At 73.5% G+C, this 25,007-nt stretch carries 23 protein-coding genes and 1 pseudogene; 9 read left to right on the top strand and 15 right to left on the bottom strand.

All coding sequences use genetic code 11. The annotated features are described in order from the left end of the window. Positions 1-38: 38 nt before the first annotated feature. The 3 genes from ACFWYM_RS17330 to ACFWYM_RS17320 form a co-directional block, all read right to left on the bottom strand. The gene (locus ACFWYM_RS17330) at positions 39-1,058 is read right to left on the bottom strand and encodes an MsnO8 family LLM class oxidoreductase (protein ID WP_384836952.1); all 1,020 of its coding nucleotides are present in this window, start codon (positions 1,056-1,058) and stop codon (positions 39-41) included. Positions 1,059-1,187: 129 nt separating this feature from the next. Next, positions 1,188-1,679, bottom strand: coding sequence for a hypothetical protein (locus ACFWYM_RS17325; protein WP_384836949.1), 492 nt, complete (start codon positions 1,677-1,679; stop codon positions 1,188-1,190). Positions 1,680-1,742: 63 nt separating this feature from the next. Beyond that, complete coding sequence (locus ACFWYM_RS17320; protein WP_384836946.1) at positions 1,743-1,967, bottom strand: dodecin; 225 nt, start codon at positions 1,965-1,967, stop codon at positions 1,743-1,745. A 177-nt stretch (positions 1,968-2,144) separates the two neighbouring features. Between ACFWYM_RS17320 and ACFWYM_RS17315 the strand changes: the two genes are divergently transcribed. After that, positions 2,145-3,422, top strand: coding sequence for an extracellular solute-binding protein (locus ACFWYM_RS17315; RefSeq protein ID WP_384836943.1), 1,278 nt, complete (start codon positions 2,145-2,147; stop codon positions 3,420-3,422). Positions 3,423-3,527: 105 nt separating this feature from the next. On the opposite strand, the gene egtD is transcribed toward ACFWYM_RS17315, so the two are convergent. From egtD to egtA, 4 genes are read right to left on the bottom strand one after another with little or no spacing between them, the layout of a single operon-like run. Beyond that, positions 3,528-4,607: an L-histidine N(alpha)-methyltransferase gene (egtD, locus tag ACFWYM_RS17310; RefSeq protein ID WP_384836940.1), complete on the bottom strand. Its 1,080-nt coding sequence runs from the start codon at positions 4,605-4,607 to the stop codon at positions 3,528-3,530. Beyond that, positions 4,604-5,359, bottom strand: coding sequence for an ergothioneine biosynthesis protein EgtC (gene egtC, locus ACFWYM_RS17305; protein WP_384836937.1), 756 nt, complete (start codon positions 5,357-5,359; stop codon positions 4,604-4,606). The genes egtD and egtC overlap by 4 nt, the downstream gene beginning before the upstream one ends. Continuing rightward, positions 5,359-6,810: an ergothioneine biosynthesis protein EgtB gene (gene egtB / locus ACFWYM_RS17300; protein WP_384836934.1), complete on the bottom strand. Its 1,452-nt coding sequence runs from the start codon at positions 6,808-6,810 to the stop codon at positions 5,359-5,361. Before egtB ends, egtC begins: the two co-directional genes overlap by 1 nt. Beyond that, complete coding sequence (gene egtA / locus ACFWYM_RS17295) at positions 6,807-8,177, bottom strand: ergothioneine biosynthesis glutamate--cysteine ligase EgtA (protein ID WP_384836931.1); 1,371 nt, start codon at positions 8,175-8,177, stop codon at positions 6,807-6,809. Before egtA ends, egtB begins: the two co-directional genes overlap by 4 nt. Before the next feature lie 247 nt (positions 8,178-8,424). Here egtA and ACFWYM_RS17290 point away from each other — a divergent pair, with 247 nt between their 5' ends. Further along, positions 8,425-9,384, top strand: a complete 960-nt coding sequence (locus tag ACFWYM_RS17290) for a TIGR02452 family protein (protein WP_384836929.1) — start codon at positions 8,425-8,427, stop codon at positions 9,382-9,384. Here ACFWYM_RS17290 and ACFWYM_RS17285 read toward each other — a convergent pair. Beyond that, the gene (locus ACFWYM_RS17285) at positions 9,359-9,826 is read right to left on the bottom strand and encodes a type II toxin-antitoxin system PemK/MazF family toxin (RefSeq protein WP_384836926.1); all 468 of its coding nucleotides are present in this window, start codon (positions 9,824-9,826) and stop codon (positions 9,359-9,361) included. The genes ACFWYM_RS17290 and ACFWYM_RS17285 overlap by 26 nt on opposite strands. 62 nt (positions 9,827-9,888) lie before the next feature. On the opposite strand from ACFWYM_RS17285, the gene ACFWYM_RS17280 reads away from it, so the two are divergent. Further along, the gene (locus ACFWYM_RS17280; protein ID WP_384836923.1) at positions 9,889-11,004 is read left to right on the top strand and encodes a glycosyl hydrolase family 18 protein; all 1,116 of its coding nucleotides are present in this window, start codon (positions 9,889-9,891) and stop codon (positions 11,002-11,004) included. Between the two features lie 32 nt (positions 11,005-11,036). Next, entirely contained in the window at positions 11,037-11,864 is an 828-nt protein-coding gene (locus ACFWYM_RS17275) for an SDR family NAD(P)-dependent oxidoreductase (RefSeq protein ID WP_384836920.1), read from the top strand. Positions 11,865-11,879: 15 nt separating this feature from the next. Here the strand turns inward: ACFWYM_RS17275 and ACFWYM_RS17270 are convergent, their stop codons facing one another. Further along, positions 11,880-13,310, bottom strand: coding sequence for an amidase (locus ACFWYM_RS17270; protein WP_384836917.1), 1,431 nt, complete (start codon positions 13,308-13,310; stop codon positions 11,880-11,882). Between the two features lie 493 nt (positions 13,311-13,803). Here ACFWYM_RS17270 and ACFWYM_RS17265 point away from each other — a divergent pair, with 493 nt between their 5' ends. Then, positions 13,804-14,886, top strand: coding sequence for a LacI family DNA-binding transcriptional regulator (locus ACFWYM_RS17265; protein WP_384836914.1), 1,083 nt, complete (start codon positions 13,804-13,806; stop codon positions 14,884-14,886). Positions 14,887-14,947: 61 nt separating this feature from the next. Here ACFWYM_RS17265 and trxA read toward each other — a convergent pair whose 3' ends face one another. Next, positions 14,948-15,340 (bottom strand): thioredoxin, encoded by a 393-nt coding sequence (trxA, locus tag ACFWYM_RS17260; RefSeq protein WP_384836911.1) that lies wholly within the window; start codon positions 15,338-15,340, stop codon positions 14,948-14,950. A gap of 153 nt (positions 15,341-15,493) precedes the next feature. Between trxA and ACFWYM_RS17255 the strand changes: the two genes are divergently transcribed. After that, a complete protein-coding gene (locus ACFWYM_RS17255) occupies positions 15,494-16,918 on the top strand; it encodes a dihydrolipoyl dehydrogenase family protein (protein WP_384836908.1) in 1,425 nt (474 codons plus the stop codon). Between the two features lie 46 nt (positions 16,919-16,964). On the opposite strand, the gene ACFWYM_RS17250 is transcribed toward ACFWYM_RS17255, so the two are convergent. Both ACFWYM_RS17250 and ctaD read right to left on the bottom strand, forming a co-directional pair. Beyond that, a complete protein-coding gene (locus tag ACFWYM_RS17250) occupies positions 16,965-17,282 on the bottom strand; it encodes a hypothetical protein (RefSeq protein WP_384836905.1) in 318 nt (105 codons plus the stop codon). Continuing rightward, a pseudogene (gene ctaD / locus ACFWYM_RS17245) lies at positions 17,279-18,880 on the bottom strand (cytochrome c oxidase subunit I); the annotation flags it as partial. The pseudogene ctaD and the gene ACFWYM_RS17250, both read right to left, overlap by 4 nt. A 158-nt stretch (positions 18,881-19,038) precedes the next feature. On the opposite strand from ctaD, the gene ACFWYM_RS17240 reads away from it, so the two are divergent. Both ACFWYM_RS17240 and ACFWYM_RS17235 read left to right on the top strand, forming a co-directional pair. After that, positions 19,039-19,602, top strand: a complete 564-nt coding sequence (locus tag ACFWYM_RS17240) for an RNA polymerase sigma factor (protein WP_384836902.1) — start codon at positions 19,039-19,041, stop codon at positions 19,600-19,602. After that, positions 19,595-19,885 (top strand): hypothetical protein, encoded by a 291-nt coding sequence (locus ACFWYM_RS17235; RefSeq protein WP_384836899.1) that lies wholly within the window; start codon positions 19,595-19,597, stop codon positions 19,883-19,885. Before ACFWYM_RS17240 ends, ACFWYM_RS17235 begins: the two co-directional genes overlap by 8 nt. A gap of 38 nt (positions 19,886-19,923) precedes the next feature. Here the strand turns inward: ACFWYM_RS17235 and ACFWYM_RS17230 are convergent, their stop codons facing one another. The 3 genes from ACFWYM_RS17230 to ACFWYM_RS17220 all read right to left on the bottom strand — a co-directional run bounded on the left by ACFWYM_RS17230 (position 19,924) and on the right by ACFWYM_RS17220 (position 21,635). Beyond that, the gene (locus tag ACFWYM_RS17230; protein WP_384836896.1) at positions 19,924-20,469 is read right to left on the bottom strand and encodes an AAA family ATPase; all 546 of its coding nucleotides are present in this window, start codon (positions 20,467-20,469) and stop codon (positions 19,924-19,926) included. A 121-nt stretch (positions 20,470-20,590) separates the two neighbouring features. Next, positions 20,591-20,992 carry an iron chaperone gene (locus tag ACFWYM_RS17225; protein ID WP_384837146.1) on the bottom strand — a complete coding sequence of 134 codons (402 nt, stop codon included), beginning with the start codon at positions 20,990-20,992 and terminating at the stop codon, positions 20,591-20,593. Positions 20,993-21,158: 166 nt separating this feature from the next. Next, positions 21,159-21,635, bottom strand: coding sequence for a pyridoxamine 5'-phosphate oxidase family protein (locus ACFWYM_RS17220; RefSeq protein WP_384836892.1), 477 nt, complete (start codon positions 21,633-21,635; stop codon positions 21,159-21,161). Positions 21,636-21,870: 235 nt separating this feature from the next. Here ACFWYM_RS17220 and ACFWYM_RS17215 point away from each other — a divergent pair, with 235 nt between their 5' ends. Then, the gene (locus ACFWYM_RS17215) at positions 21,871-24,825 is read left to right on the top strand and encodes an ATP-binding protein (RefSeq protein ID WP_384836889.1); all 2,955 of its coding nucleotides are present in this window, start codon (positions 21,871-21,873) and stop codon (positions 24,823-24,825) included. Positions 24,826-25,007: the final 182 nt, after the last annotated feature.

The following is a 25,007-nucleotide window of genomic DNA, read 5'->3' as shown; positions in this document are numbered from 1 at the left end:
CTGGGCAAACCCCAGAATTCTAGGGTGTCTCCAAGGAATCAGGCCGGGACCAGACTCGCGAGCCGGGCCAGGCGGCGGAAGGAGTCCACGAGGCCCTCCCGGTCGTAGGTGCTGGTGGTGACCATGATCTCCTGGGCGTCGCTCTCCTTGAGGAGGGTCTCCAGCTGGTCGGTGACCTGCTCCTCGGTGCCGTGGATGTGGCCGCGGAGCCCCGACTCGTAGAAGCCGCGCTCCTTCTCCGTCATGACCCCGGTCAGCGACTCCACGCGCTCGGCGGGCGCCAGGGCGGGGAACGTGCCGTGGGTGCGGGAGTACGCCATCGACCACGCCTCCGGTATCAGCAGGCGGCGGGCGGACTCCTCGGTGGCGGCGACGGCGACGGTGCCCGCCACGACGACGTACGGCTCGTGCGCCCAGGGGGAGGGGCGGAACGCCGAGCGGTAGGCGTCGATGGCGCGGAGCATCTTCTCGCGGCCCCGGGGGTCGCCGATGACCAGCGGCAGGCCCGCCTGCGCGGCGATGGTGGCGCCCTCGCCGGTCGCGAGGATGTACGGCGGGACGGTGAGCCCTTCGGTCGGGCGCGCGTGCACCCCGGTCTCCGAGGTGCCCTCGAAGAAGGCGAGCAGCTCGGCCAGGTGCGCGGCGAAGTCGACGGCGTTGGCGGCATGCTTGTCCCGGCCGAGGGCCCTGCGGACGCCGTCCGTGAAGCCGACGGAGCGGCCGAGCCCCATGTCGATCCGGCCGGGGAAGAGGGACTCCAGGACCCCGAACTGCTCGGCCACCACGAGGGGTTGGTGGTTCGGCAGCATCACGCCGCCCGTGCCCACCCGGATGGACCGGGTCGCCGCCGCGACGGCCGCCGCGAGCACCGTCGGCGCGGAGCCCGCGACGCCGGGCACGCCGTGGTGCTCGGAGACCCAGATGCGGTGGTAGCCGAGCCCTTCGATCTCGCGGGCGAAGGCCACGGTGTCGCGCAGGGCCTGCGGGCCCTCGTAGCCCTCCCGGGTGCGGGAGCGGTCGAGGACGGAGAACCGGGTTTCTTCGATCAGAGAGCTCACGTTGCCTTCAACGTGTGGGCGCCGTCAGGATTCCCGGAGCGGACGGCGTGCTTCCTCGCGTGCTTCTTCGGCCCGCTTCCTCGGCCCGCTTCTTCGGCTCGCTTCCGCGACGCGCTTCCTCGACGCGCTTCAGGTGCGCCCCTGCCGTTCCTGCGCGTCCCGCAGCTCCGCCGACTGCGCGGCCCAGCGGGCCCTGACGACGGTGAACCCCGCCTGTTCGGCGTCGTCGCAGACCAGCTCGTCGTCGTCCACGAGCATGCGGATCTCCCGGTCGCGGGCGAGCCTGCGCAGGATCTCCAGCTTGGTGCGGCGGGCGGGGCGCCGGTCGTGGTCGCGGCGCATCCAGATCCGGCCCGTGGGCAGCCCCTGCCGCGCCAGCCATGCGACGGTGTCCGCGTGGCACCGCTCCGGGCGCCCCGTGAGGTAGACGACCTCGCACTCCTCGGCGCTCTCCAGGGCGAGGGCGACCCCGCGCGCGAGCGGGGGATCGTCCGGGGCGGCGGCGAAGAAGGCGTTCCAGTCACGCGGCTTCCGCTGCAGGAACCGCTGGCGGTGCCCGGTGTCGGCGAGTGTGCCGTCGAGGTCGAACACGGCCAGAGGTCTGCTGCTGTCGTCGGTCACGTGAGCAGCGTAAGGAGGGGCGCCTGGGCTCGCTCGCCCGGGAGCCCCTCTTCCGCCCGCCGCCTACGCGTCCTCGTCCTCGTCCTCCAGGCGGAAGCCGACCTTCAGGCCGACCTGGAAGTGTTCGATCTCGCCGTCCACGATGTGGCCGCGAACCTGGGTCACCTCGAACCAGTCCAGGTTGCGGATGGTGCGCGAGGCACGGCTGATGCCGTTGCGAATGGCCTGGTCGACGCCCTCGGGCGCGGTGCCGACGATCTCGGTGACGCGATAGGTGTGGCTGGACATGAGGGGGTGTGCTCCTCTCCGCCGCGGTGGGATGACCTCCACCGTAGTGGCGGCTCCCCGGTCCAGCCTCTTGACCAGGACTTTGGTCTATACCAAACTCCTGCCTCATCCCGTTCGAGCCACTCGCTCTCCCCACGTCGGGCCCCCTTCCCTGTCCGCAGGCAGAAAGTGACCGACGTGCGCCAGACCTCCCGCCGAACCCTCCTGTCCCTCCCGCTCGCCCTCGCCGGCGGCACGCTCCTCGCCGGCTGCGGCGCCCTGACCGGCGGCGGCGAGAAGCGGCGCACCGTCACCGTCTGGCTCATGCGGGGCAGCGCCTCGGCCGGGTTCGTCAAGAGCTTCACCGAGGACTTCGAGAAGCAGCACGACGACCTCTCCCTCGATATCCACGTCCAGGAGTGGACCGGCATCGGGCCCAAGGTGAAGGCGGCCCTCGCGCGGGGCGGCGACGGGGTGCCGGACGTCATCGAGGTCGGCAACACGCAGGTCGCCCAGTACGTCGACCAGGGCGGCCTGGACGACCTCACCCTGGAGTCCGCCCGCGACCTCGGCATGAACGACTGGCTGCCCGGCCTCGCCCAGCCGGGCAGCCACCGGGGCAGCCAGTACGGCATCCCCTGGTACGCGGCGAACCGCGTCGTGATCTACCACAAGGAGCTGTTCGCCCGCGCCGGGATCCGCCGCCCGCCGCGCACCCGCGACGAGTGGCTGGCCGACACCCGGCGCCTCAACTCCGGCTCCCGGCAGGGCATTTATCTGGCGGGGCAGGACTGGTACACGCTCGCCGGGTTCATCTGGGACGAGGGCGGTGAGCTCGCCGAGGAGCGTGCCGGGACCTGGGAGGGAGCGCTGCACTCGGCGGCGGCGCTGCGCGGCATGGACTTCTACCGGCGGCTTCAGGCGCTCGGTGACGGGCCCCGGGGCGCGGACGAGGAACACCCGCCGCAGGCCGAGGAGTTCGCGAAGGGGGACGTCGCACAGATCGTCGCCGTGCCGGGCGCGGCGCGTGCGATCGAGCAGAAGAATCCGGAGATGAAGGGGAAGCTCGGATACTTTCCCGTGCCCGGCAGGACCGCGTCCCGGGCCGGTGCCGTCTTCACTGGCGGGTCCGATCTGGTGGTGCCCGCCCGCACCAGGAACCGCAAGGGCGCCGTGGCCGTCATCGAGGCGCTCGCGGGCGAGAAGTGGCAGACCGAGCTGGCCCGGACCATGAACTACGTCCCCAACAAGACGACTCTGTCCGGCGTGGTGGAGGGCGACGAGGCCGTCGCGGCCATGGCCGTGGGGGCGGCGCGGGGGCGCGCCACCCCCGCGTCGCCCCGCTGGGCGGAGGTCGAGGCGGACAACCCGATCAAGGTGTACATGTCGGCGGTGCTGAAGGGGGCGGACCCGGCGGCGGCCGCGCGGGCCGCCTCCCGGCGGATCACCGAGGCCCTTGACGAGAACAAGGCGTGAGGTGACCCGGCGACTCAGGAGAGCCCCGACGGATCAGGAGAGTCCCGACGGCCCAGGAGAGTCCCGACGGCTCAGGAGGGCACGGCGTGCGCGGCCCCCGGCATCTCAGTCCGCCACGCTCAGCGACAGCGCGAAGCGGTCCTCCTCGTCCGTCCACCACTGGGTCAACCGCAGCCCCGCGGCCGCCAGTTCACTCCGTATGCCCTCCTCCCGGAATTTCGCCGAGATCTCCGTACGGAGTTCCTCCTCGGCCTCGAAGTCGACGGCGAGGTCCAGCGCGGGGATCTTCACCGTCTGGGGCGAGCGGGCGCGCAGGCGCATCTCGATCCACTCGTGGGTGCGGTCCCAGACGGCGACGTGGTCGAAGGCGGCCGGGTCGAAGTCGGCGCCGAGTTCGCGGTTGATGACCGTGAGGACGTTCTTGTTGAAGGCGGCGGTGACGCCCGCCGCGTCGTCGTAGGCCGCCACCAGGGTCTTCTCGTCCTTCACCAGGTCCGTGCCGAGCAGCAGCGCGTCGCCCGGTTCGAGGAGGGAGCGGACCGAGGAGAGGAACATCGCGCGCTCGGCGGGCAGCAGGTTGCCGATCGTGCCGCCGAGGAACGCCACGAGCCGGGGGCCCGGCGTGCCCGGCAGGGCCAGGCCGCGGGTGAAGTCGGCCAGCAGGGCGTGGACGTTGAGCGAGGGGTGCTCGGCGAGCAGGGCGTGGCCCGCGCCCGTCAGCGCCGACTCGCTGACGTCGACCGGGACGTACGTGTGCAGGGCCGGGAGCGCCGCGATGAGGTGCCGGGTCTTTTCCGAGGAGCCCGAGCCCAGCTCCACCAGGGTGCGGGCCTCGGTGACCTCGGCGATGCGGGCGGCGCGGCGGTGCAGGATCGCGCGCTCCGCGCGCGTGGGGTAGTACTCGGGCAGTTCCGTGATCTCCTCGAAGAGCTCGCTGCCGCGCGCGTCGTAGAACCACTTGGGCGGCAGGGACTTGAGGAAGGGCGTCCCCCCTGCTCGAGCGGGGTCGAGGGCTCGGGAGGGGGTCCCCCCTGCTCGAGCGGGGTCGAGAGCTCGGGAGGGGGTCCCCCCTGCTCGAGCGGGGTCGAGAGCTCGGGGGCGGGTCAGTCCATGCAGGACGTCGGCGCGCAGGTCGGCGTCGGTGGCGTCCTCGGGCAGGGTCCGGGTCAGCAGGAACGGGCTCACGCGGTGGGCTCCTTGAGCGGGGTCAGCAGTACGTCGGTGCGGCTGGCGGCGAGCAGGGTGCGGTCGGGCACCTGCCGCCAGTGCGGGTCGTCGTCGTAGGGCTCGGAGGCCACGACGGTGCGGCGGTCGGGTTCGGCGCGGTACCAGAGGGTGTCGCCCCAGGCGGTCGCGGCGATCGTCTCGCCGTTGGTGAGCAGGAGGTTGAGGCGCGATCCGGGGGCCGCCTCGGCGACTTCAAGGACCGTGTCCGCGAGGGCTTGCGTCTCCTCGTCGCCGCGCCGCAGCCGGTGCAGGACCAGCGCCCACACCAGGGCCGCGTCACAGCGCGCCTCCAGGGTCAGTACGTCCTCCGGGGGCAGGTCGCGCACGAGCGGGGCGAGCGAGCGGGGCCAGCCCGCCACCGCGCCGTTGTGGCTGAACAGCCACGGCCCGGCCGCGAACGGCGCCGCCGCGGCCTCCCCGTCGGCGCCCGCCACGGTCGCGTCCCGCACCGCCGCGAGCAGCGCCCCGGAGCGCACCACCCGGGCCAGGTCGGCGAAGGACTGGTCGGCCCAGATCGGCCCCGGGCGGCGGTAGCGGGCGGGCACCGGGTCGCCCTCCGCGTACCAACCCACCCCGAAACCATCGGCGTTGACGGTGCCGTGCTGCTGTCGGCGGGGCGCCCACGACTGCCGGTAGAGGCCGTGCGCGGGCGCCACGAGGAGCGCGCCGAGCGGCTCGGGCGGTCCGAGGAAGGCGAGATGACGGCACATCAGACGTGCCCCAGGGGGCCGGTGTCCGTGCGGTCGGCCTCCGTCGGCGCGGCGTCCCGTGCGGTGCGGAACCCGGAGAAGATCTGCCGCCGCACCGGGTGGTCCCAGTTGCGGAACGTGCCCCGGCAGGCCACCGGCGCCACGGAGAACGCCCCGCCGCGCAGCACCTTGTAGTCGCCGCCGAAGAACACCTCCGAGTACTCCCGGTAGGGGAAGGCCACGAAGCCCGGGTAGGGAAGGAAGTCGCTGGACGTCCACTCCCACACGTCGCCGATCAACTGCCGTACGCCCAGCGGCGATTCCCCCGCCGGGTAGCTGCCCGCGCGGGCGGGCCGCAGATGGCGCTGGCCGAGGTTGGCCCGCTCCGGGGTGGGGTCGGTGTCGCCCCACGGGTAGCGCAGCGAACGGCCGCTCACCGGGTCGTGCCGGGCCGCCTTCTCCCACTCGGTCTCGGTGGGCAGACGCCGCCCCGCCCAGCGCGCGTACGCGTCCGCCTCGTACCAACTGACGTGCAGGACCGGCTCGTCGGGCGCCACCGGCTCGAGATGTCCGAAGCGGCGCCGCAGCCACTGCCCGCCCTCGCGGCGCCAGAACAGCGGGGCCGTGATGCCGCCCGAGCGGATCATGTCCCAGCCCGCCGGGGCCCACCAGCGGCTCTCCGCGTACCCGCCGTCGTCGATGAAGGACTGGTACGCGGCGTTGGTCACGGGCGTGGTGTCGATGAAGAACGGCGGCACGAGCCGGGTGTGGGCCGGGCGCTCGTTGTCGAGCGACCAGGGCTCCGTCGAGGTTCCCATGGTGAACGGGCCGCCGGGGACCAGGACTTCGGCCGGACCGGTGAACGGCGGCGCGGGCTCCGGCTCCGGCGCGGTGAGCACGGGAGCGCCCCGGCGCAGCTGATGGGTGATGAGCATGGTCTCGTCGTGCTGCTGCTCATGCTGCGCGATCATCCCGAAGGCGAAGCCCGCGTCGGTGAGCCTGCTGCCGCGCAGCGGGCTGCTGTCCAGGACGTCGAGGGCCCGGCCCCGCACCTCGGCGGCGTAGCGGCGCGCCTCGTCCGGTGCGAGCAGCGGCAGCGTCGGCCGCTCGGCGCGCGGATGCTCGAACGCGTCGTACAGCGAGTCGATCTCCGGCCGCATCGCGTCTCGCCCCGCCACCGCGCGCAGCAGCCACAGCTCCTCCTGGTTGCCGATGTGCGCCAGGTCCCACACCAGGGGCGACATCAACGGCGAGTGCTGGGCGGTCAGTTCGGGATCGTCGACGCACGAGGTCAGCGCCGAGGTGCGCTCGCGCGCGGCGAGCAGCTCGGCGAGGGCGCGGGCGCGCAGCTCGTCGGGAGAGTCGGGGGGTGGGCCTGCGGAACGGTCGGCGGAGCGGTCGGGGGAACGGCCGGAGGGACGGGTGGCGGAACGGGTGGCGGAATCGGCATCGGGTGTGCGGCGGCCGGTCATCGGCGGGCTTCCTTCCCGGACGCGAGGGTCCCTGAGTGGTGCGTGAGTCGGTCGAGGAGGTCGTCGGCGGGGCAGCGGCCGCGCGCGACATGGCGGTCCATGAACGCGGCGACGGCCTCCACGACGTCGGGCGCGGCTCCGATGCGGGGCAGCGCGTCCAGTGCGGCCGTGAAGCAGGCGAGCGCCGCCTCGTGCAGCTCCGGATCGGTGAGGCCCTCGCGCGCCGCGCACAGCCACAGCGCATTGGCGGGTGCGGGGCCCGAACCGGCGCGCTCGGCCAGGGGTTTGACGGACCGGTAGGCGGTCTCGGCCGCCTGCGCGTCGTCGAACAGGGCGCTCGTGACGGCGAGCGGCACCACCCAGCCGTCGTCGCCGGGCTGCGCGTCGACCATGCGCAGCTCCAGGTGGCCGCGGGGGCGGACCGGCGGGAACAGCGTGGTGAGGTGGTAGTCGAGGTCGGCGCGGGTCGGCGGGCGGGGGAGACCGGAGCGGGTCCAGGCGCGAAAGCTGAGCCCTTCGGGGACGAGCCAGGGCGGCGGCCCGCCGGTGGCGGTGTCGGCACCCGGCTCCCGTGACTCCCGTACGCACATCACCCCCGCATCCAGCGCGTGCCGCGTCCACGCCGCCCGCGGCTCCTCGTCCAGCGACGGGGCGCCCGCGCGGTCCGTGGCGATGCCCGCCCACACGGCCTGCCGGGTGGAGCGCCACCCGGTCGGACGGCCGTCCTGGAAGGGGGAGTTGGCGAACGCGGCGACCAGGACGGGACCCAGCAGGTGTGCGAGCCGCCAGCGGCGCCCGTAGCCGAGCGGGCCCGGCTCCTCGTGCCCGGCGTCCAGGCAGATCTGCACCGACGCCGTGGAGCACATCATGCGGCGCCCCTCGGGACCCGTGCGGTCGAAGCAGCGCTCCATCGCGTCGTAGCGGGGCTGGCGCAGCACGCGGACGGGCGGGCGCCAGGGATCGGCGCCGAGTCCGGTGAGGGTGAGCTCGTGGGCCCACAGCGTGGCGCGGACCGCGGCCATGTCGGCCGCCATGCCTCTCACACAGTCCATGAGGGACGCGGCGGGCAGCGAGCTGAGCTCCAGCTGGCCGCCGGGTTCGACGGTGAGGGCCGAGTGGTGCAGGGGCAGGGCCCGCAGTGCGGCGTGGGCCGCCTCGTGGCGGGCGGGGGGTACGGGCAGGTGGGGCAGGCGCGGGTCGTGGACGAGCCACTCCAGCTCGACGCCGGTGGTGCGGGGCGGCCCGGTCTTGAAGCAGATGCCGTGGACGAGGGCCTCGACCTCGGCCTCGGTCACCGGGTCCCGGACCGTCGTCCGGGGCTTCATCTGCTGTCCGGCCTGCCGGTTCGTACAGTCTCCCTCGGGCATGCGGGTCTCCCGTCCGGTTGTCTCGCCTGGTCCGCGGGTTGCGGGCCGACCGGTCCAACTCGGTGTGGGGTGGACCGAGTTGGCGACGCTCGCTCCACCCAAGACCCTCGCGGCCGTTCGCACAAGAGTGCCCCTCGGGCGGGAAAAGCCTGTTGCGCCCGGTGACGCGCGCCGCTCACCATGTGTTCATGTACGAGACGGGGGACGCGGCGCGCGGCGAGGTGCGCGGCATCGCGGGGGTGCGGGCGTGAGCGCCCGGCTGCGCGGACAGGCGCGGCAGACCGAGCAGATCGTCGCGGCGGGCGGGTACGCCGCGCCGGGCGGACACCGCGTGAGCATCGCCGAAGAGGTGGCGGTGGCGCGCGCGGGGACACGGCTGTTCGGGCCGGAGGCGGTGCCTGTGCCGGAACCGGAGCCGGAACCGGAGCCGGTGCGCACGCAGAGCGCGCGGGACCGCACACAGAGCGCGCCGGAGCGCACAAGGATCGAGGTCACGGGCGAGAGCAGCCTGGAAGCGGCGCGGCGCCTCACTGAAGCCGCCGACGTCGCGGACGTCGCCGAAGACCCCGTCGCCGTCCTCGACTTCGCCTCCGCCCGCAACCCCGGAGGTGGCTATCTGAACGGCGCGCAGGCACAGGAGGAGGCCCTGTGCCGGGCCTCCGCGCTCTACACCTGCCTGCTGGAGGTCCCCGAGTTCTACGACCACCACCGTACCCACCGCGACCCGTTCTACAGCGACCGCGTCATCCACGCCCCGGCCGTCCCCGTCTTTCGGGACGACCGGGGACGGCTCTTCGACCGGCCGTACCAGGTGGGCTTCCTGACCTCACCCGCGCCGAACGCGGGAGTGATCGCCCGCAACGCACCGGAGCGCACCGCCGACGTTCCGTACGCCCTCGCGGCGCGTGCCGAGCGGGTGTTGGAGACGGCGCTGGCCTGCGGCTACCGGCGGCTCGTGCTCGGGGCGTGGGGGTGCGGGGTGTTCCGCAACGACCCGGCGCAGGTCGCGGAGGCGTTCCGGCGGCACATCGGCGACGGCGGCCGGTTCGCGGGCCGCTTCACGCACATCGTGTTCGGGGTGCTCGACGGCGCCCGGGGATCCCGGACGCGGGCCGCCTTCGAGGAGGCGTTCCCGGCCCGCACGGCGCAGCCCCCGGCTCACCGCACGGCGGCGCCGTCCCTCAGCGCCAGCCGTACCGCTCCCTGAGCCGCAGCACCACGAGGTCGAAGCGCATCCGGTCCAGCGCGCACGCCTCCCGGCGCATGCCCCGCTCGTGCACGCGCAGCACCCGGTCGATGTCCACCCACGAGTCGCGCCCCTCGCGGTCCCAGGGCCCGCTGCCGATGGGCACCCAGTCCCGCTCGCTGTCGTGCCGCTTGCTGGACAGCTGCACGGCGAGCAGGGTGCCCGCCGCCTCCCGGGCCACGACGAGGACGGGGCGGTCCTTGCCGCGGCCGTCGTTCTCCTCGTAGGGGACCCACGTCCACACGATCTCGCCGGGATCGGGGTCGCCGTCGTGGGCGGGCGCGTACTCGGTGTGGACCCGGCCGACCTCACGCGGCTCGGCCTCCGTGGTGGCGGTGCGGCCCGTGCGGCCGGGGTTGTCGTTCAGATGCGGATCATCGATGGAAGCAGTCACGCGGGTCACCGTAGAGCCTGACTGGCCCAATCCGCTGAGCGGGGGCGCCGGATGGCCCGCAGGCTCGCCCCATGGTGCCCAACAGAGAACGCAGCCGGAGCCGGCGCATACGCGAGACCTGGATCCCCGCCGCGCTCACCGCCGCCCTGACCGCGGCGGCCCTGACCCCGGCGCCCGCCCGGGCCGAAGAGCCCCCGGAACGGGGGCGCCCCGCCCGCACCGCCTCCGGCTGGCTCCCCTACTGGGAGCAGGAGGCCGGCTACCGCAGCGCCCTCGCCCACGCCGACCAGCTCCACACCGTCAGCCCCTTCTGGTACGAGGTGAAGTCCGCCGGACGCGTCGACGGGCACCCGGGAGCCGGGGACCGCCACATCATCGACGGGCTGCACCGCAAGGGCATCAAGGTCGTGCCGACCGTCATGGAGAAGCTCCCCAAGGGCGTGCTCGCCGCCGTCGTGACCGACCCCCGGCGCCGCGCCCGGCACATCGAGGCGCTGCTGCGCGTCGTCGCGAGCCGCGCCTACGACGGCATCGACCTCGACTACGAGACCATCGCGCCGACGCCCACCCCCGCGTACAAGAAGGTCCGCGCCGGATACACCACGCTCGTCACCGACCTCTGCCGCCGCCTGCACGCCCGGCACAAGCAGTGCGTCGTCACCGTCTCCCCGAAGACCGCGGGCAGCGGCCGGATCTGGGACTACCGCAGGCTCGGCGCCGCCGCCGACCGCATGCGGGTCATGGCGTACAACCTGCACTGGGCCGACGGATCGCCCGGGCCGCTGTCCACACCGGCCTGGTACGGCGAGATCCTGCGCCGCGCCACCGCCGAAGTGCCGCGCCGCAAGCTGGAGTTGGCGCTGCCCGCGTACGGCTGGGACTGGGCCGTCGGCCGCAAGGGCCGCGCCCGGCACGTGACGTGGAAGGAGGCGGAGGCGCTGCGCCGCCGCGTCGGCGCCCGCTACCACCTCGACCCGGCGTCCCGGACGCCCCACTTCACGTACAAGGAAGGGAAGACGCGGCGCACGGTCTGGTACCAGGACGCGCGCGGGACCGCCGCGCATCTGGCGGTCGCGCGGCGCTACGGGGTGGTCAACACCTCGCTGTGGGCGCTGGGGTTCGAGGAGCCCGCGCTGTGGCGGACCCTCGCGCGCAGGGCGCCGGTGAGCGACGCTGGGCGGCGTTGATCGACGGCGAGCGGCAAGGAGTTGCTGACGAGATGAGTGCGAATGAGGCGGGCCCGACGCGTGCCGACGCGGCAGGCGGCACGGCGGATGGCAGGGCGGTCGGTGTGGCGGGCGGCGTGGCGGTCGTGACCGGGGCGGCCCGCGGCATCGGCCGCGTGGTCGCCCTGGACCAGCTGGCGCGGGGGCGGCACGTCGTGGCGGTGGACATCCTGGACTCCGTGAGGGAGTTGGAGAAGCGCGACTCGGGGCCGGGCCGCCCCCGCATCACCGCCGTCGTCGCCGACCTCACCGACGCCGACGCCCCCGCCCGGGTCCTCGCCGCCGCGCCCGCGCTCCCCGACACCCTGGTCAACTGCGCCTACGCCGAAGAGCGCGCGCCCCTCCTCGACGGGACCGTGGCGGGCTGGGCGCACACCTTCGACGTGTGCCTGCACGCCGCCGTCCGGCTGTCGCGGGCCTTCGCCCGCCCGCTCATCGAGGCGGGCCGCCCCGGCGCGATCGTCAACATCGCGTCCGTGCACGCCCAGTTCGCCTCCCTCGACTACGGCGCCTACTCGGCGGCCAAGGCCGGACTCGTCGCCTTCACGCGCACCGCCGCACACGAGTGGGGCCCGCACGGCATTCGCGTCAACGCCGTCTCGCCCGGCCTCATCGAGGTCGAGCGCAACGCCGGCCTGCGGCAGGACCCGGCGGCGCTCGCCGCGAAGGTCGAGGTGTATCCGCTGCGGCGGCCCGGGCTGCCCGAAGAGGTGGCGGGGGCGGTCGCGTTCCTCGCCGGGCCCGATGCCTCGTTCGTGACCGGCGCGGTCCTGCCCGTGGACGGGGGCCTGTCCGCCCGCATTCCGGAGTCGCACCTCTGACCACGTCCGTGGGGGCTACGGGGCGGGTTCGGCGGTGCCCGCATACGCCTCCGGCCACTGCTCGTACCAACGCTGATCCGCCTCCAACTGTGCCGCCAGAGAGATCAGGAGCGGTTCGCTGCCCGCCGGGCCGAGGAGCTGCGCGCCGACCGGGAGGCCGCCGGCCACACGCCCCGCGGGCACGTTCACGCCCGGCCAGCCGAGGACGTTCCACGGCCAGGCGTACGGGCACGCGGCGATCATCGCCCGGTCGGTGCGCCAGCCGCTGAGCTGCGCCATCGCGCCGATACGGGGCGGGGGCGTCGCGGTGGTCGGGGCGAGGACCACGTCGTACGTGCGGAAGATCGCGCCGACCCGGCGGTGCAGGACGCTCTCGGCGCGGCGCGCGAGCCGCAGCGGCGCCCCGCCGAGCAGCCGCCCCATGCGGGCGGCCTCCCGGGTGCGCGGGTCGAGCAGGGCGGGGTCCGGGACCTCGCGGGTCCACTGGGCGATGCCCGCCGTGGCGCGCGGCACGAAGGCGAGCCCGATCTGCCCGTAGCGCGGATCGGCCACCTCGACGTCGTGGCCGAGCGCGACCAGGCGCTTGGCGAGGCCCGCGACCTTCTCCCGGACGGCCGGGTCCAGGCGCTTCGGGGTCGCCGTGAACGGCATGCGCACGGAGAGGGCGATCCGCAGGCGGCCCGGTTCGCGGGTGGCCGCCTCGGCCGCGCGGACGGGCGGCGGCCGGTGCAGATCGCCCTCGTGGTTGCCGCTCGCCGCGTCCAGGAGGAGGGCGGCGTCGGCGACGGTCCTGGCCAGCGGGCCGTTCACGGTGATGCCCTGGAACGCCTCGGGCCATGGCCACGTGGAGATCCGGCCGCGCTGCGGCTTGATGCCCACGAGATGCGTCCAGGCCGCGGGTATCCGCACGGAGCCCGCGCCGTCCGAGCCGAGCGCCGCCGGGACGAGGCCCGCGGCGACGGCGGCGGCCGAACCGCCCGAAGAGCCGCCCGGGGTGTGGGCGGTGTTCCACGGATTACGGGTGTCCCCGAAGGCGGGCCCTTCGGTGAAGGGCCACTGGCCCAGCTCGCAGCTGTTGCTCTTCGCCACCACCACGGCGCCCGCGGCGCGCAGCCTGCGCACGGCTTCGCAGTCCGCGCTCTGCGGCGGGAAGTCGCCGGCACACCCGAAGGCGGTGGGCTCACCGGCGATGTCCATGTCGTCCTTCACGGCCAACGGCACGCCGAGGAGCGGCCGTTGGTGCGCCTCTCCGGCGGCGAGGGCCTTGTCGGCGGCGTCCGCCTCGGCCAGCGCGGCCTCGGCGCGCACCAGTTTGAAGGCGTTCAGCGCCGGCTGCGCCGCCTCGATGCGCGCGAGGGCCCGCTCGGTCAGCTCCCGCGAGGACACCTCCCCGGCGGCCAGCGCGCGAGCGGTCCGCTGGAGCCCATCGGCACGGTCGACAGTCATGTGAGGGCACCTTTGCTCGGGGGCGGCTGGGTGGCTGGGCGGCCTGGTGGCTTGGTGGCTTGGTGGCTTGGTGGCTGTACCGAACGGTAACCGGAGGGGGTGCCAACGGGGAACGGGGGTGGGGGAGTTGAGGTGGAGGGCGTGGCTGGGGTGTCGCGGGTGCTCGGGGCGTCCGGGGTGCACGGGGCGTCCGGGGTTCCCGGGGATGGGCGGGAACCGCCTGACGGCCTTGCGGGTCCACGGGTGAGTGGACCGACGGGGGAGCGGGTCGTGCTCCCTCGCCGAGCCCCCTGCTCCCGGCGCCCGCCCCCTGACCCCGCCGCCCCTCCCGGTGGGGACGCGCCTGAGCCTCTGCTCCGCGCGCCCCTCCCCGTGGTCACGGCGCTCGCGCCGCCGCTCCCGCGCCTGACCATGAGCGCCCCGGGGCACGCGCGGCAGCGCCCCCGTGCCCGCCTGGGAGAGCACCGCGCCGGTCTGCGAAGATGCCCTCGTCATGGTGCAGATACCGAATCCGCAGCCCCCGCAGCCCCCGCACCCCGACGCGTCGAACTCCGGGCCGAGTTCCGCGTCGGCAGCCGTGCCGGGCGCCGTGCCGACAAGCGCCGACGTCGCGCGTCTGGCGGGCGTCTCGCGCGCCACCGTCAGCTACGTCCTGAACAACACCAGCGCCGTCCGCATCAGCGAACCCACCCGCCAACGCGTCCACGAAGCGGCCAAGGAACTCGGCTACGTCCCGCACGCCGCCGCCCGCAGCCTGCGCGCGGGCCACACCCGCATCGTGCTCATGCCCACGCCTCAGATCCCCGCGGGCCCCCTCTACAGCGGCTTCCTCAACGAGCTCCAGTGGGCGCTCAGCCGCCTCGACTACACCGTCGTGCAGTACGGCAGCCTCGGCCTGACCGGCGAGGACGCCGCCCGCGCCTGGGCCGAGCTGCGCCCCGTCGCGGTCCTCGCACCCGAGGCGACCGCCCTCGGCGCGGGCGGCGTCGCGCTGCTGCGGCGCGCCGGGGCCAAGGCCGTCCTGACGCTCGGCAGCGGCGCCGACGAGGGCGCCCACGCCCTGCTCATGGACCAGCGCAGGGTCGGCCACAGCGCGGCCGCCCACCTCCTGGAGCGCGGCTGCCGCCGCATCGGCGTCGTGGTCCCCGAGGAGACCGGCCTCGAACCCTTCTCCCAGCCCCGCCTCGAAGGGGCCCGCCAAGCCGTGCGCGGCACGGCCGCCGAGATCACCGAGCTTCCGCTCGCCTACGAGGAGGAGTCGGCGTCCCGGCTCGCATCGCGCTGGCGGGGGCTCGGGCTCGACGCGGTGTTCGCGTACAACGACGAATACGCGATGCTCCTGATGCGCGCCCTCCAGGACGCGGGCGTCGCGGTGCCGGACGAGACGGCCGTGGTCGGCGCCGACGACCTGATGCTGGGGCGGCTGCTGCGCCCCCGGCTCAGCACCGTCCGCATGGAGCTGCCCTCGGGCAAGAAGCTCGCGGAACTCGTCGACCGCCTCGTCCGCGAGCCGGGCAAGGCGGCCGAACAGCACGACGTACTGGGAGCGACGACGGTGCGCCGGGAGTCGAGCTGACCCCGGCGCACACGCTCACCTGATGCGTTTGATTCGCTGGATTCGTTGCGCGTCTGTGCGACTACTCGCCGGGCTGGCCGTTATTGGCGGCCTGCTCGGCGGCGACGGCCTTGCGCACCTCGTCCATGTCCAGCTTGCGGGCCTGCCCGATGACGTCGTCAAGGGCCTCCGCGGGCAGCGCGCCCGGCTGCGCGAAGACGGCGACCTGATCGCGGACGATCATCAGCGTCGGGATGGACTGGATGCCGAACGCGGCGGCCAGCTCCGGCTGCGCCTCCGTGTCGACCTTGCCGAAGACCAGGTCGGGGTTGGACTCGGCGGCCTTCTCGTAGACAGGGGCGAACTGCCGGCAGGGACCGCACCAGGACGCCCAGAAGTCGATCAGCACGAATTCGTTGTCCGTGACCAACTGGTCGAAGTTTTCCTTGGTGAGCTCCACCGTCGTGCTGCTCATGCTGATCTCTCCTCGCTAACGGGCTTCGCTGGGGGCTTCCTGCGGCCGTGCCTCGGGTGAAGCCGCTGCCCCGCACAACGACCCGGCCCCGGGTCGTATTCCGCGCGCGTACCCATGTGGCCCCACCGCACACCTACGACCAGACTGGGCCTCATGACGGAACCCAAGACGTATGACGTGGTGGTCCTCGGCGCCGGACCGGTGGGCGAGAACGTGGCGGACCGGGTGCGCGCCGCCGGGCTGAGCACGGCCGTGGTGGAGAGCGAGCTCATCGGCGGCGAGTGCTCGTACTGGGCGTGCATGCCGAGCAAGGCGCTGCTGCGCCCCGTCGTCGCCCGCGCCGACGCCCGCAAGGTCCCCGGCCTCACCCAGTCCGTGCAGGGCCCCCTCGACGCCGCCGCCGTCCTCGCGCACCGCGACTACTACACCTCGCACTGGAAGGACGACGGCCAGGTGGCCTGGCTGGACAGTATCGGCGCGGACATCTACCGGGGCCACGGCCGTCTCACCGGATCCCGCCAGGTCACGGTGGCCACCCCCGAGGGCCAGACCGTGACCCTCACGGCCCGGCACGCCGTGGCGGTGTGCACCGGCAGCCGCGCCGTCCTGCCGGACCTCCCCGGCCTCGCCGCCGTGCGCCCCTGGACCAGCCGCGAGGCGACCAGCGCGGACCAGGTGCCGGGGCGCCTCCTCGTGGTGGGCGGCGGCGTCGTGGGCGTGGAGATGGCCACGGCCTGGCAGGCGCTCGGCGCGCAGGTCACTCTCCTCGTACGGGGCGACGGACTGCTGCCGCGCATGGAGCCCTTCGCGGGCGAACTGGTGGCGAAGGCCCTCACGGAGGCGGGCGCGGAGGTCCGCACCCGGACATCCGTCACGTCCGTGACCCGCCAAGGGGACACCGTCACGGCCGAGTTGGGCGACGGCACGCGCCTGGAGGCCGAGGAGATCCTGTTCGCGACGGGCCGGGCGCCGCGCACGGACGACATCGGCCTGGACACGGTGGGACTCACGCCCGGCAGCTGGCTGCCCGTCGACGACAGCTGCCGCGTCCAGGGCAGCGACTGGCTCTACGCGGTCGGCGACGCCAACCACCGCAACCTCCTGACCCACCAGGGCAAGTACCAGGCCCGCATCGCGGGCGCCGCGATCACGGCGCGCGCCCAGCAGGTGCCCCTCCTCGAGACGGACCCCTGGGGCGCCCACGCCGCCACCGCCGACCACGCGGCCGTCCCCCAGGTCGTCTTCACCGACCCCGAGGCGGCCTCGGCGGGCCTCACCCTCGCCGAGGCAGAGGCGGCGGGCCACCGCGTCCGGGCCGTCGACTACGACATGGCGGGCGTCGCCGGCGCGGGCCTCTACGCCCACGGCTACGAAGGCCGCGCCCGCATGATCGTCGACCTCGACCGCGAGGTGCTCCTGGGCGTCACGTTCGTGGGCCCGGGCGTCGGCGAACTCATCCACTCCGCGACGGTCGCGATCGCCGGAGAGGTCCCGGTCAGCCGCCTGTGGCACGCGGTGCCGTCGTATCCGACGATCAGTGAGGTGTGGCTGCGGCTGCTGGAGACGTATCGCGGTTAGGTACGAACGGCAGCGGCCACGGAGGCCGAACCCGCGGCCGCGACGCTCACAGCGGTGGAGTCACCAACAACACGGTGAGGCCGGCCAGGAGGAGCGCTCCGACCGCGCACGCGGTGGCGCAGAGGCGCCGCCGCAGTGCCCGGTAGGTCTCCTCGTACTCGGCGCGCAACTCGTCCGCCCGCTCCGCGGTCCGTTGCCACAGCCGTCGCGTGAGCGCCAAGTGCTCCTCGGCATAGGCGCGTTCGATGTCTTCCTGCTGTGCTTCCGTGAGCCAGGGAAGCTGCTGTACGAAGCGTGTGGCGGCGGCCCTGCCCTCGGAGCGGGCCGCTTCGACCAGGAGGTAGCCCTCGATCTCCCTGATCATGGCGCCGCCACAAGTTCGGCGGAGTCCGAGGTGGCCTCGGGGTGGTGCAGGTCGTATGCGGGTGACTCCGAGCGGATGCGCGGCAGGGCGGCGTAATTGTGGCGCGGTGGTGGACAGGTCGTCGCCCACTCCAGCGAACGGCCGTAGCCCCACGGGTCGTCGACCTCGATCTTCTTGCCGTACTTCGCTGTCTTCCAGACGTTGTAGAAGAACGGCAGGAGGGACAGGCCGAGCAGGAAGGAGAAGATGGTCGACACGGTATTGAGCGCGGTCAGGCCCTCCACCGCCAGGTAATCCGGAATCCGGCGCTGCATTCCATTGGTGCCCAGCCAGTGCTGGACGAGGAATGTGCCGTGGAAGCCCACGAACAGCGTCCAGAACGTGATCTTGCCGAGGCGCTCGTCGAGCATCTTGCCCGTGAACTTCGGCCACCAGAAGTGGAATCCGGAGAACATCGCGAACACCACGGTGCCGAAGACGACGTAGTGGAAGTGCGCGACCACGAAGTACGAGTCCGAGACGTGGAAGTCCATCACCGGTGACGCCAGGACGACCCCCGTCAGACCGCCGAAGACGAACGTGATGAGGAAGCCGACCGCCCACAGCATCGGGGTCTCGAAGGACAGCGAGCCCTTCCACATCGTGCCGATCCAGTTGAAGAACTTCACGCCCGTCGGCACGGCGATCAGGAGCGTCATGAAGGAGAAGAACGGCAGGAGCACGCCGCCCGTGACGTACATGTGGTGCGCCCACACTGTCACGGACAGGCCCGCGATCGCGATGGTCGCGCCGATCAGGCCCATGTAGCCGAACATCGGCTTGCGCGAGAAGACCGGGATGACCTCGGAGATGATGCCGAAGAACGGCAGCGCGATGATGTAGACCTCTGGGTGGCCGAAGAACCAGAAGAGGTGCTGCCACAGCAGCGACCCGCCGTTCGCCGCGTCGAAGATGTGCGCGCCGAACTTGCGGTCCGCCTCCAGGGCGAACAGCGCGGCGGCGAGCACCGGGAACGCCAGCAGCGCGAGCACCGCGGTGAGCAGCACGTTCCAGGTGAAGATCGGCATCCGGAACATCGTCATGCCGGGCGCCCGCAGGCAGATGATGGTGGTGATGAAGTTGACCGACCCGAGGATCGTGCCGAAGCCCGAGAAGGCAAGGCCCATGATCCACATGTCGCTGCCGATGCCCGGCGAGTTCACCGCGCCGGACAGCGGGACGTACGCGGTCCAGCCGAAGTCCGCCGCCCCCTGCGGGGTGAGGAACCCGCCGATCGCGATCAGTGAGCCGAACAGGTACAGCCAGTAGGCGAGCATGTTCAGCCGCGGGAACGCCACGTCGGGGGCGCCGATCTGCAGCGGCATGATCCAGTTCGCGAAGCCCGCGAACAGCGGCGTCGCGAACATCAGCAGCATGATCGTGCCGTGCATCGTGAACGCCTGGTTGAACTGCTCGTTCGACATGATCTGCGTGCCGGGACGGGCGAGTTCGGCGCGCATGAAGAGCGCCATCACCCCACCGATGCAGAAGAACGCGAACGACGTGACCAGATAGAGCGTGCCGATCGTCTTGTGGTCCGTGGTGGTCAGCCACGTCACCCACCTCGGCGACTTCTGGGACTTCTGGAACCTCATGATCGGTAAGTGTCCGGACGGGCTCAGAATTTCACCGGTCCCCCTGCCGCGAACGTCACAGGACGAGGGTGTGAAGATCGAGCCCGTGCCGGACACCAACGGATCATGAGCACGGACAGATCATGAGCAATGACGAAGCCTTCGCCGATGCCTACCGCGCGCACTACTGGGCGGTGAGCCGGTTCGTGGCACGCAGGCTGGGGGACGGTGGCGAGGCCGCCGAGGTGGAGGAAGTAGTGGCGGATGTCTTTGCCATAGTGTGGCGGCGCCGGGACGAGATACCCGAGGCGCCGCTGCCCTGGCTGTACGGAGTGGCACGCAACTGTCTGGCCAACACGGTGCGTGGCCTGGGCCGTCGGCGGCGGCTCCTGCACCGGCTCGGCCATCACGAGGTGGCCGTCCGCCGCCAGATCGTGGACAGCCCCGACAGCGAACGTCCCGGCTCCTGGGTCCACGACGCCCTCGCGCAGCTCTCCCCCGCGGATCAGGAGGCTTTGCGCCTGACCGCGTGGGAGGAACTCAACCTGGACGAACTGGCCGTGGCCCTGGGGTGCAGTCGCAGTGCGGCGGCGATGCGTCTGCACCGGGCCCGCCGCAGGCTCCGCAGAGAGATCGACCGCATGCAGATGACCGTGTCCCTACGATTCGACCCCTCGGCGCGAGAAGGAGGAGCGGACCATGCGTGACGACGAACTGGAACTGCTGCGGGCCGTCAACCCGGTACGGGCCGACGAGGGTCCCTGGCGCGACCGCCCGCTCCACGGCAACGCCGAACGCACCCTGAACCAACTGCTGTGCAACGACCGCAGACGCAGGGCTCGCCGCAGCCTCGTCCTGCGCGCCGAGGGGGCGGTTCTGGCGGTGGCCGCCGCGCTTGCCGTCGCCCTCTCCTGCGGGGCGCCCGCCGCGCAGGCCGACCCCGCCCCTTCATGCCAGCGCACCTCCTCCGCCGACGCCGGGGGTTGCTGACCGCGGTCGGCGCGCGGACTCCGGTGGGGCGCGGGCGATCACGACCGGGGCGTCACGCCGAGACGGGTCAGCACCTGTTCGGCCAGCTCCTGCGGGGGGAGCCGGCCGTCCAGGAACTCCGTGTCGCCGGGCAGGGAGTCGGCCGCCGCCTCGCACGGGGCGATCCGGTCCTTGCACCAGCGCCGGACCTTCGCCTCCCGTTCGGGGTCCCCCGGGACCAGGACCCGGCCGTCGATGCGCTGCTCCAGGACGTCGCGGGGGACCTTGAGGAAGAAGTGGTGGATGTCGAGGGCGGCGTCCCGCAGCGCGTCGAAGATCTCACCCACGTACGCGGGGTCGACCAGGGTCATCGGGACGAGCAGGGGACGGCGGTACTCCTCGACCAGACCGATCGCGAGACCGGCGACCTGGCGCCGCCACAGCCGGAGGTCCTGGAAGTCCCCGGTGGGCACCTCCACGATCTCCCGCAGCGCGTACCCGACCAACTCCGGGTCGTAGACCAGGGCTTCGGGCCACCGCGGGCGCAACTCCTCCACCAATGTGGTCTTTCCGCTGCCGAAGGCACCGTTCACCCAGACGATCACAGCGACTCTCCCCGTCCTGAGGCTTGCTCGGGCAGTCGGTCTCGGCCCAGGACGCCCGGAGGCATCGGCTCCCCGTTCTCGGCCACATGGCCGCCCGGCGCCCGGCACCCGGCGCCCGGGCTCAGCGCACCGCCTGCTTGATCAGCGTACTGATCCGTGCCTCGGCCTCCGGCGTCAGCCCGGTCAGCGCGTACGCGGCCGGCCACATCGTGCCCTCGTCGAGGTGCGCCTGGTCGCTGAAGCCGAGCGTCGCGTAGCGCGACTTGAACTTCTGCGCGGCCTGGAAGAAGCAGACGACCTTGCCGTCCAGGGCGTAGGCGGGCATCCCGTACCAGAGCTTCGGCGCCAGGGCCGGTGCGTCCGCCTTCACGATGGCGTGGATCCGCTCCGCCAGGACCCGGTCCGGCTCCGGCATCTCGGCGATCTTCGCGAGCACGTCGCTCTCCGCCTGCGCCGCCGCCTCCGCCTTGGACATGCGTGACGTGCGCCGGGCTGTCCTGAGCTCCTGGGCGTGGTCCTTCATCGCCGCCCGTTCCTCGTCCGTGAAACCTTCGGTCTTGGCGTCGTTCGTGTTGTCGGCCGTGTTGTCGGCCGTACTCTTCGCCGCCGCCGTCGTCACCGTTGTCTTCGCTGTCGTCGTCTTCGCCGTCGTGTTCTTCTTCATCTTTCGTCTCCTTCGTGGTGTGGGTTCAGGACAGCCAGTTGCCGTCACGCATCAACGTCCGCCCCGGTAGTTCGTTCGCCTCGCGCCATGCCTGCACACGGCTCGGTGAGAGGCGGAACCAGCGGTACGGCGTCGTCGGCGTGCGCGGGTCGAAGCCGGTGTGTGCGGTGAAGGCGTCGGCCAACTGCCGGGGCAGCGCGTCCACTTCGATGACCTCTGCCGTTGCCTCGATCATCGTCACGTCGCGGGTCGGGCCGAGGCCCAGGCGGGCCGTGCGCGTCGCGGCCAGGTTTCTGCCGGTCGGGCTGTCCGCCGGGGTCGCGACCAGGACCGCCTCGCCGTCCCAGTGGAAGGACAGCGGGACCAGGTAGGGCGTGCCGTCGGGGGAGGCGGTGGCCACCCAGATGTCGACGTCGTGGGCCAGGCGGTGGGCGGTGTCGTGGCGGCGGTCCGTGCGGCTGCGGGGAGCGGGAGGCGGAGGGGGAGCGGGGGTGGTGGGCATGGTGGTCCTCGGTCTTCTGGGTGCGGTCTTGGGCGGCGGCCCCGGCCGTTCGGAGAGCCGGTCTCTGCTGTGGTCTCAGGTTCCCGCGGACCCGCACCGACCGCCTCCGTGGTGACCACGGAACGCACCACGGAGAGCCGGCACCGAGGGCCACCTCTGAGAGTGGCCGCCGACAGCCACTGCGGACAGGGTCCCGACCGACATGCCCCTCGAACACGCCCCCGATAATGACCCGGTGACCACTCCAGTGATCTCGGCTCGGGAGAGCGACGTGCTCGCTCTCCTCGGGGAGCACCTCAGCAACGCGGAGATCGCCGCGCGGCTGTTCATCTCCGTACGGACCGTCGAGTCCCATGTCTCGTCGCTGCTGCGCAAGCTGGAGGTGGCGGACCGGCGGGCGCTGTCGCGGCGGGCGGCCGAGCGGGCCGGCGCGGGGCCTTCGCGTTCGGCGGCCGTGCTCCCGGCGCCGCTGACCGCGTTCGTCGGACGGGGCCGGGAGCGCGGGGAGTTGGGCGCGGCCGCCAAGGAGCGCAGGCTCGTGACCGCCGTCGGTCCGGGCGGGGTCGGGAAGACCCGGCTCGCCCTCGCGGTGGCGGCGGACGTGGCCGGGGACTTCGCCGACGGAGTGGGCTTCGTCGACCTCGTCCCGGTGACCGATCCGGCACGGGTGGGCGCGGCGGTCGCCGCCGCCGTGGGCGTGGGCGAGCAACCCGGACGCGACATCGACGAGGCCCTGACGGCCGCCCTCGCCGACCGGCGGATGCTGCTGGTGCTCGACAACTGCGAGCACCTGCGCGACGGAGTGGCCCCGTTCCTGGAGCCGCTGCTCGCGGCCTGTCCGGGCGTACGGGTGCTCGCCACCAGCCGGGCTCGCCTCATGGTGCCCTTCGAGTGGGTCTTCCCGGTCCCGCCGCTCTCGCGGGCCGGTGGCGACGACTCCGAGGCGGTGGCCCTGTTCATGGACCGGGCGGCGGCGGTCGGGCAGCCGCTGGGCCCGGCGGTGAGCGAAGGTGTCGTGGACATCTGCGAACGGCTCGGCGGCATGGCCCTGGCCATCGAGCTGGCCGCCGCGCGGTGGTCCACGCTCGGCCTGGACGGCCTCGCCTCCGGCCTCTCCGACCAGTTGCTCATCCTCAGCGGCGGCTCCCGCGTGGACGAGCGGCACCGGTCGGTGCGCGCGGTCCTCGACTGGAGCCATGACCTGTTGGAGCCGTGGGACCAGGCGCTGTTGCGCCGGGTGTCGGTGTTCGTCGCGCCGTTCACTGCTGAGGCTGTCGCCGGGGTCGCCGGGGTCGCCGGGGTTGCCGGGGTCGCCGGGGTTGCCGGGGTCGCCGGGGTCGCCGAGGTGGCCGGGGTCGCCGAGGTGGCCGGGGTCGCCGGGGTGGCCGGGATCCACGCGCTGGAGCCCGCCGCGGTCGTCGACGGGCTCGGCAGGCTCGCCGAGCAGAGCCTGCTGGCCGTCGTGCCGTCCGAGACCGGCACGCGGTACCAGGCCCTGGAGACCATTCGGCAGTACGGGAGGGAACGGCTCGACGAGGCCGGTGAGTCGGTCGTGGTCCGGTCCCGCCACGTGGCGTGGTGCCTGGCCGCCGCGAGCGGGCTGGCGGAGGGTTCGGGCGCCGACTGGCGCGCCCGGTTCGACGCCGTCGCGGACGATCTGCGGGCGGGCCTCGCCTGGGCGGTCGACCAGCCGGAGCTGCGCGCGGACGCCCATCGCCTCGCCGTGTCCCTGGCCGAACTCGCCTTCACCCGGAACCTGCTGGACGAGGCGCAGGAGCGGTATGAGCAGGCCGCCCGGCTCGCCGCCACGCCCGGTTTCCCCGCTGACTCCGCTGCTGCGGGCGCCCTCGGCGACTCCTGTGCCTCTGGCGACCCCTGTGCCTCCGGCGCCGACGAGCTGCGGAACGCTGCCGCCGTGGCCGGGTGCCGCAGGCTCGGCGACGACATGTTCCGGCTGCACCGTGCGGCCGCGGACGCCGCGTTGCGGGCCGGGGACCGCGTCGGGGCGGCCCGCGACCTGGCGGCCGCCGCCACCGTCGCGTACCGCTTCTCCACCTCCTTCACGCGGCTGCCGGCCGTGGCCGAGGCGACCGCCCTGCTCGCGCGGGCCCGCGAGCTGTCCGGCGACGCCGCCCACGCGGCCGTGGCCCTCGCCGAAGCAGCGGTTCTCGCCGACGCCTTCGGCGCGCTGCAGGGGGACACGGACAACTCCGTGCACGAGACCGTCGCAGCCGCCGAGCGTGCCGTCGAGGCAGCGCGGCGCGAGGGCGAGCCCGTGGCGGAGTCCGCCGCCCTCGACGCGCTCTCCGGCGCCCGGAGTTGGACCGGCGACTCCTTCGCCGTCGCGGCCGCCGCCCGCCGCCGCGTCGACCTCCTGGCGTCCGTGCCGCCCACCCCCGCCGCCACACACGAGGTGATGGACGCCCTCGCCATGGCCTCCGGAACCGCCCTCGGCGTGGGCGACCTGCCCCGGGCCCGGCGGTGGGGCGAGCGGCTCGCCGGGCATCCGCTGCTGGCCGAGGCGGGCCACCAGGCCACCTGCTGGATCCTGACCGCCGACGCCTTCGCCGGGCACGCCGACGCGGTGCTGAGCCGCAGTGTGCGGTTCGTCGAGGCGTGGGAGCGGAGCGGCCGTCAGCGCTCGCTCTCCCTCGGTGCGGCGGCCTCGGCGGTGGCCATGGTCCACGGGCTGCGCGGCGACGACGCGGAGCGGGAGAGCTGGCTCGCGGTGGCCGGGCGGGCCGACACGGCGCCGGAACACCGGCACGGCTACGGCGCGGTCTTCGACGCCATGGTCCTGCTCCACCACGGGGACGCCGTGGCCGCGGCGGAGCGGCTCGCGCCCGAGCCGGAGCAGGTGTGGAAGTGGGTGTGCTGGATCTGGCTGCACTGGTACGCGGCCCTGCGGGCGGAGGCGGCGGTGCTCGCCGGGCACCCCGAGGCCCGGGCCCGGGTCGCGGCCGCCCGGGCCGTGGTGGAGGGCAACCCGGTGGCCGCCGCCCAGGTCGACCGGGCGCAGGCGCTGCTCGACGGTGACCGGCCGCGGCTGCTCGCCACGGCGGCGGCGTTCGACGCGGCCGGCTGCCGCTACCAGTCGGCGCGCACGCTGCTGCTCGCCGGGGCCGAGCACACCACCGCGGGCGAGTCCGCGCTCACCGCCCTGGGCCTCGCCCCCGCCGACGTCGGCTAGCCGCACCCGTCGGCGCCCACCAGCCGGACACGCCGGGTCGGCTGCCGGGCCTCCCGGACCTGCCGCTGTCCCCGTCGGCCCTGCCGGACCCGCCGCCCCCTCCCTACGGGTCCGCATTCCTTCCGCGCTTCTTTCCCCGGTGTCTTCCGTGCATTCCTTCCGTGCTTCCGTCGATGCTTCTT

This window comes from Streptomyces sp. NPDC059009, from assembly GCF_042740175.1.
Taxonomy (GTDB): domain Bacteria; phylum Actinomycetota; class Actinomycetes; order Streptomycetales; family Streptomycetaceae; genus Streptomyces.
The sequence above is the reverse complement of the archived record's forward strand: the minus strand, read 5'-3'. Positions and strand labels throughout refer to the sequence as shown.

Coding starts and splice junctions, on each gene's coding strand:
- ACFWYM_RS17320 (WP_384836946.1), bottom strand. CDS start 1,967: ATGTCCAGCCACACCTATCGCGTCACCGAGATCGTCGGCACCGCGCCC.
- egtC (WP_384836937.1), bottom strand. CDS start 5,359: ATGTGCCGTCATCTCGCCTTCCTCGGACCGCCCGAGCCGCTCGGCGCG.
- egtB (WP_384836934.1), bottom strand. CDS start 6,810: ATGACCGGCCGCCGCACACCCGATGCCGATTCCGCCACCCGTTCCGCC.
- egtA (WP_384836931.1), bottom strand. CDS start 8,177: ATGCCCGAGGGAGACTGTACGAACCGGCAGGCCGGACAGCAGATGAAG.
- ACFWYM_RS17280 (WP_384836923.1), top strand. CDS start 9,889: ATGGTGCCCAACAGAGAACGCAGCCGGAGCCGGCGCATACGCGAGACC.
- ACFWYM_RS17275 (WP_384836920.1), top strand. CDS start 11,037: ATGAGTGCGAATGAGGCGGGCCCGACGCGTGCCGACGCGGCAGGCGGC.
- ACFWYM_RS17270 (WP_384836917.1), bottom strand. CDS start 13,310: ATGACTGTCGACCGTGCCGATGGGCTCCAGCGGACCGCTCGCGCGCTG.
- ACFWYM_RS17265 (WP_384836914.1), top strand. CDS start 13,804: ATGGTGCAGATACCGAATCCGCAGCCCCCGCAGCCCCCGCACCCCGAC.
- trxA (WP_384836911.1), bottom strand. CDS start 15,340: ATGAGCAGCACGACGGTGGAGCTCACCAAGGAAAACTTCGACCAGTTG.
- ACFWYM_RS17255 (WP_384836908.1), top strand. CDS start 15,494: ATGACGGAACCCAAGACGTATGACGTGGTGGTCCTCGGCGCCGGACCG.
- ACFWYM_RS17250 (WP_384836905.1), bottom strand. CDS start 17,282: ATGATCAGGGAGATCGAGGGCTACCTCCTGGTCGAAGCGGCCCGCTCC.
- ACFWYM_RS17240 (WP_384836902.1), top strand. CDS start 19,039: ATGAGCAATGACGAAGCCTTCGCCGATGCCTACCGCGCGCACTACTGG.
- ACFWYM_RS17235 (WP_384836899.1), top strand. CDS start 19,595: ATGCGTGACGACGAACTGGAACTGCTGCGGGCCGTCAACCCGGTACGG.
- ACFWYM_RS17225 (WP_384837146.1), bottom strand. CDS start 20,992: ATGAAGGACCACGCCCAGGAGCTCAGGACAGCCCGGCGCACGTCACGC.
- ACFWYM_RS17220 (WP_384836892.1), bottom strand. CDS start 21,635: ATGCCCACCACCCCCGCTCCCCCTCCGCCTCCCGCTCCCCGCAGCCGC.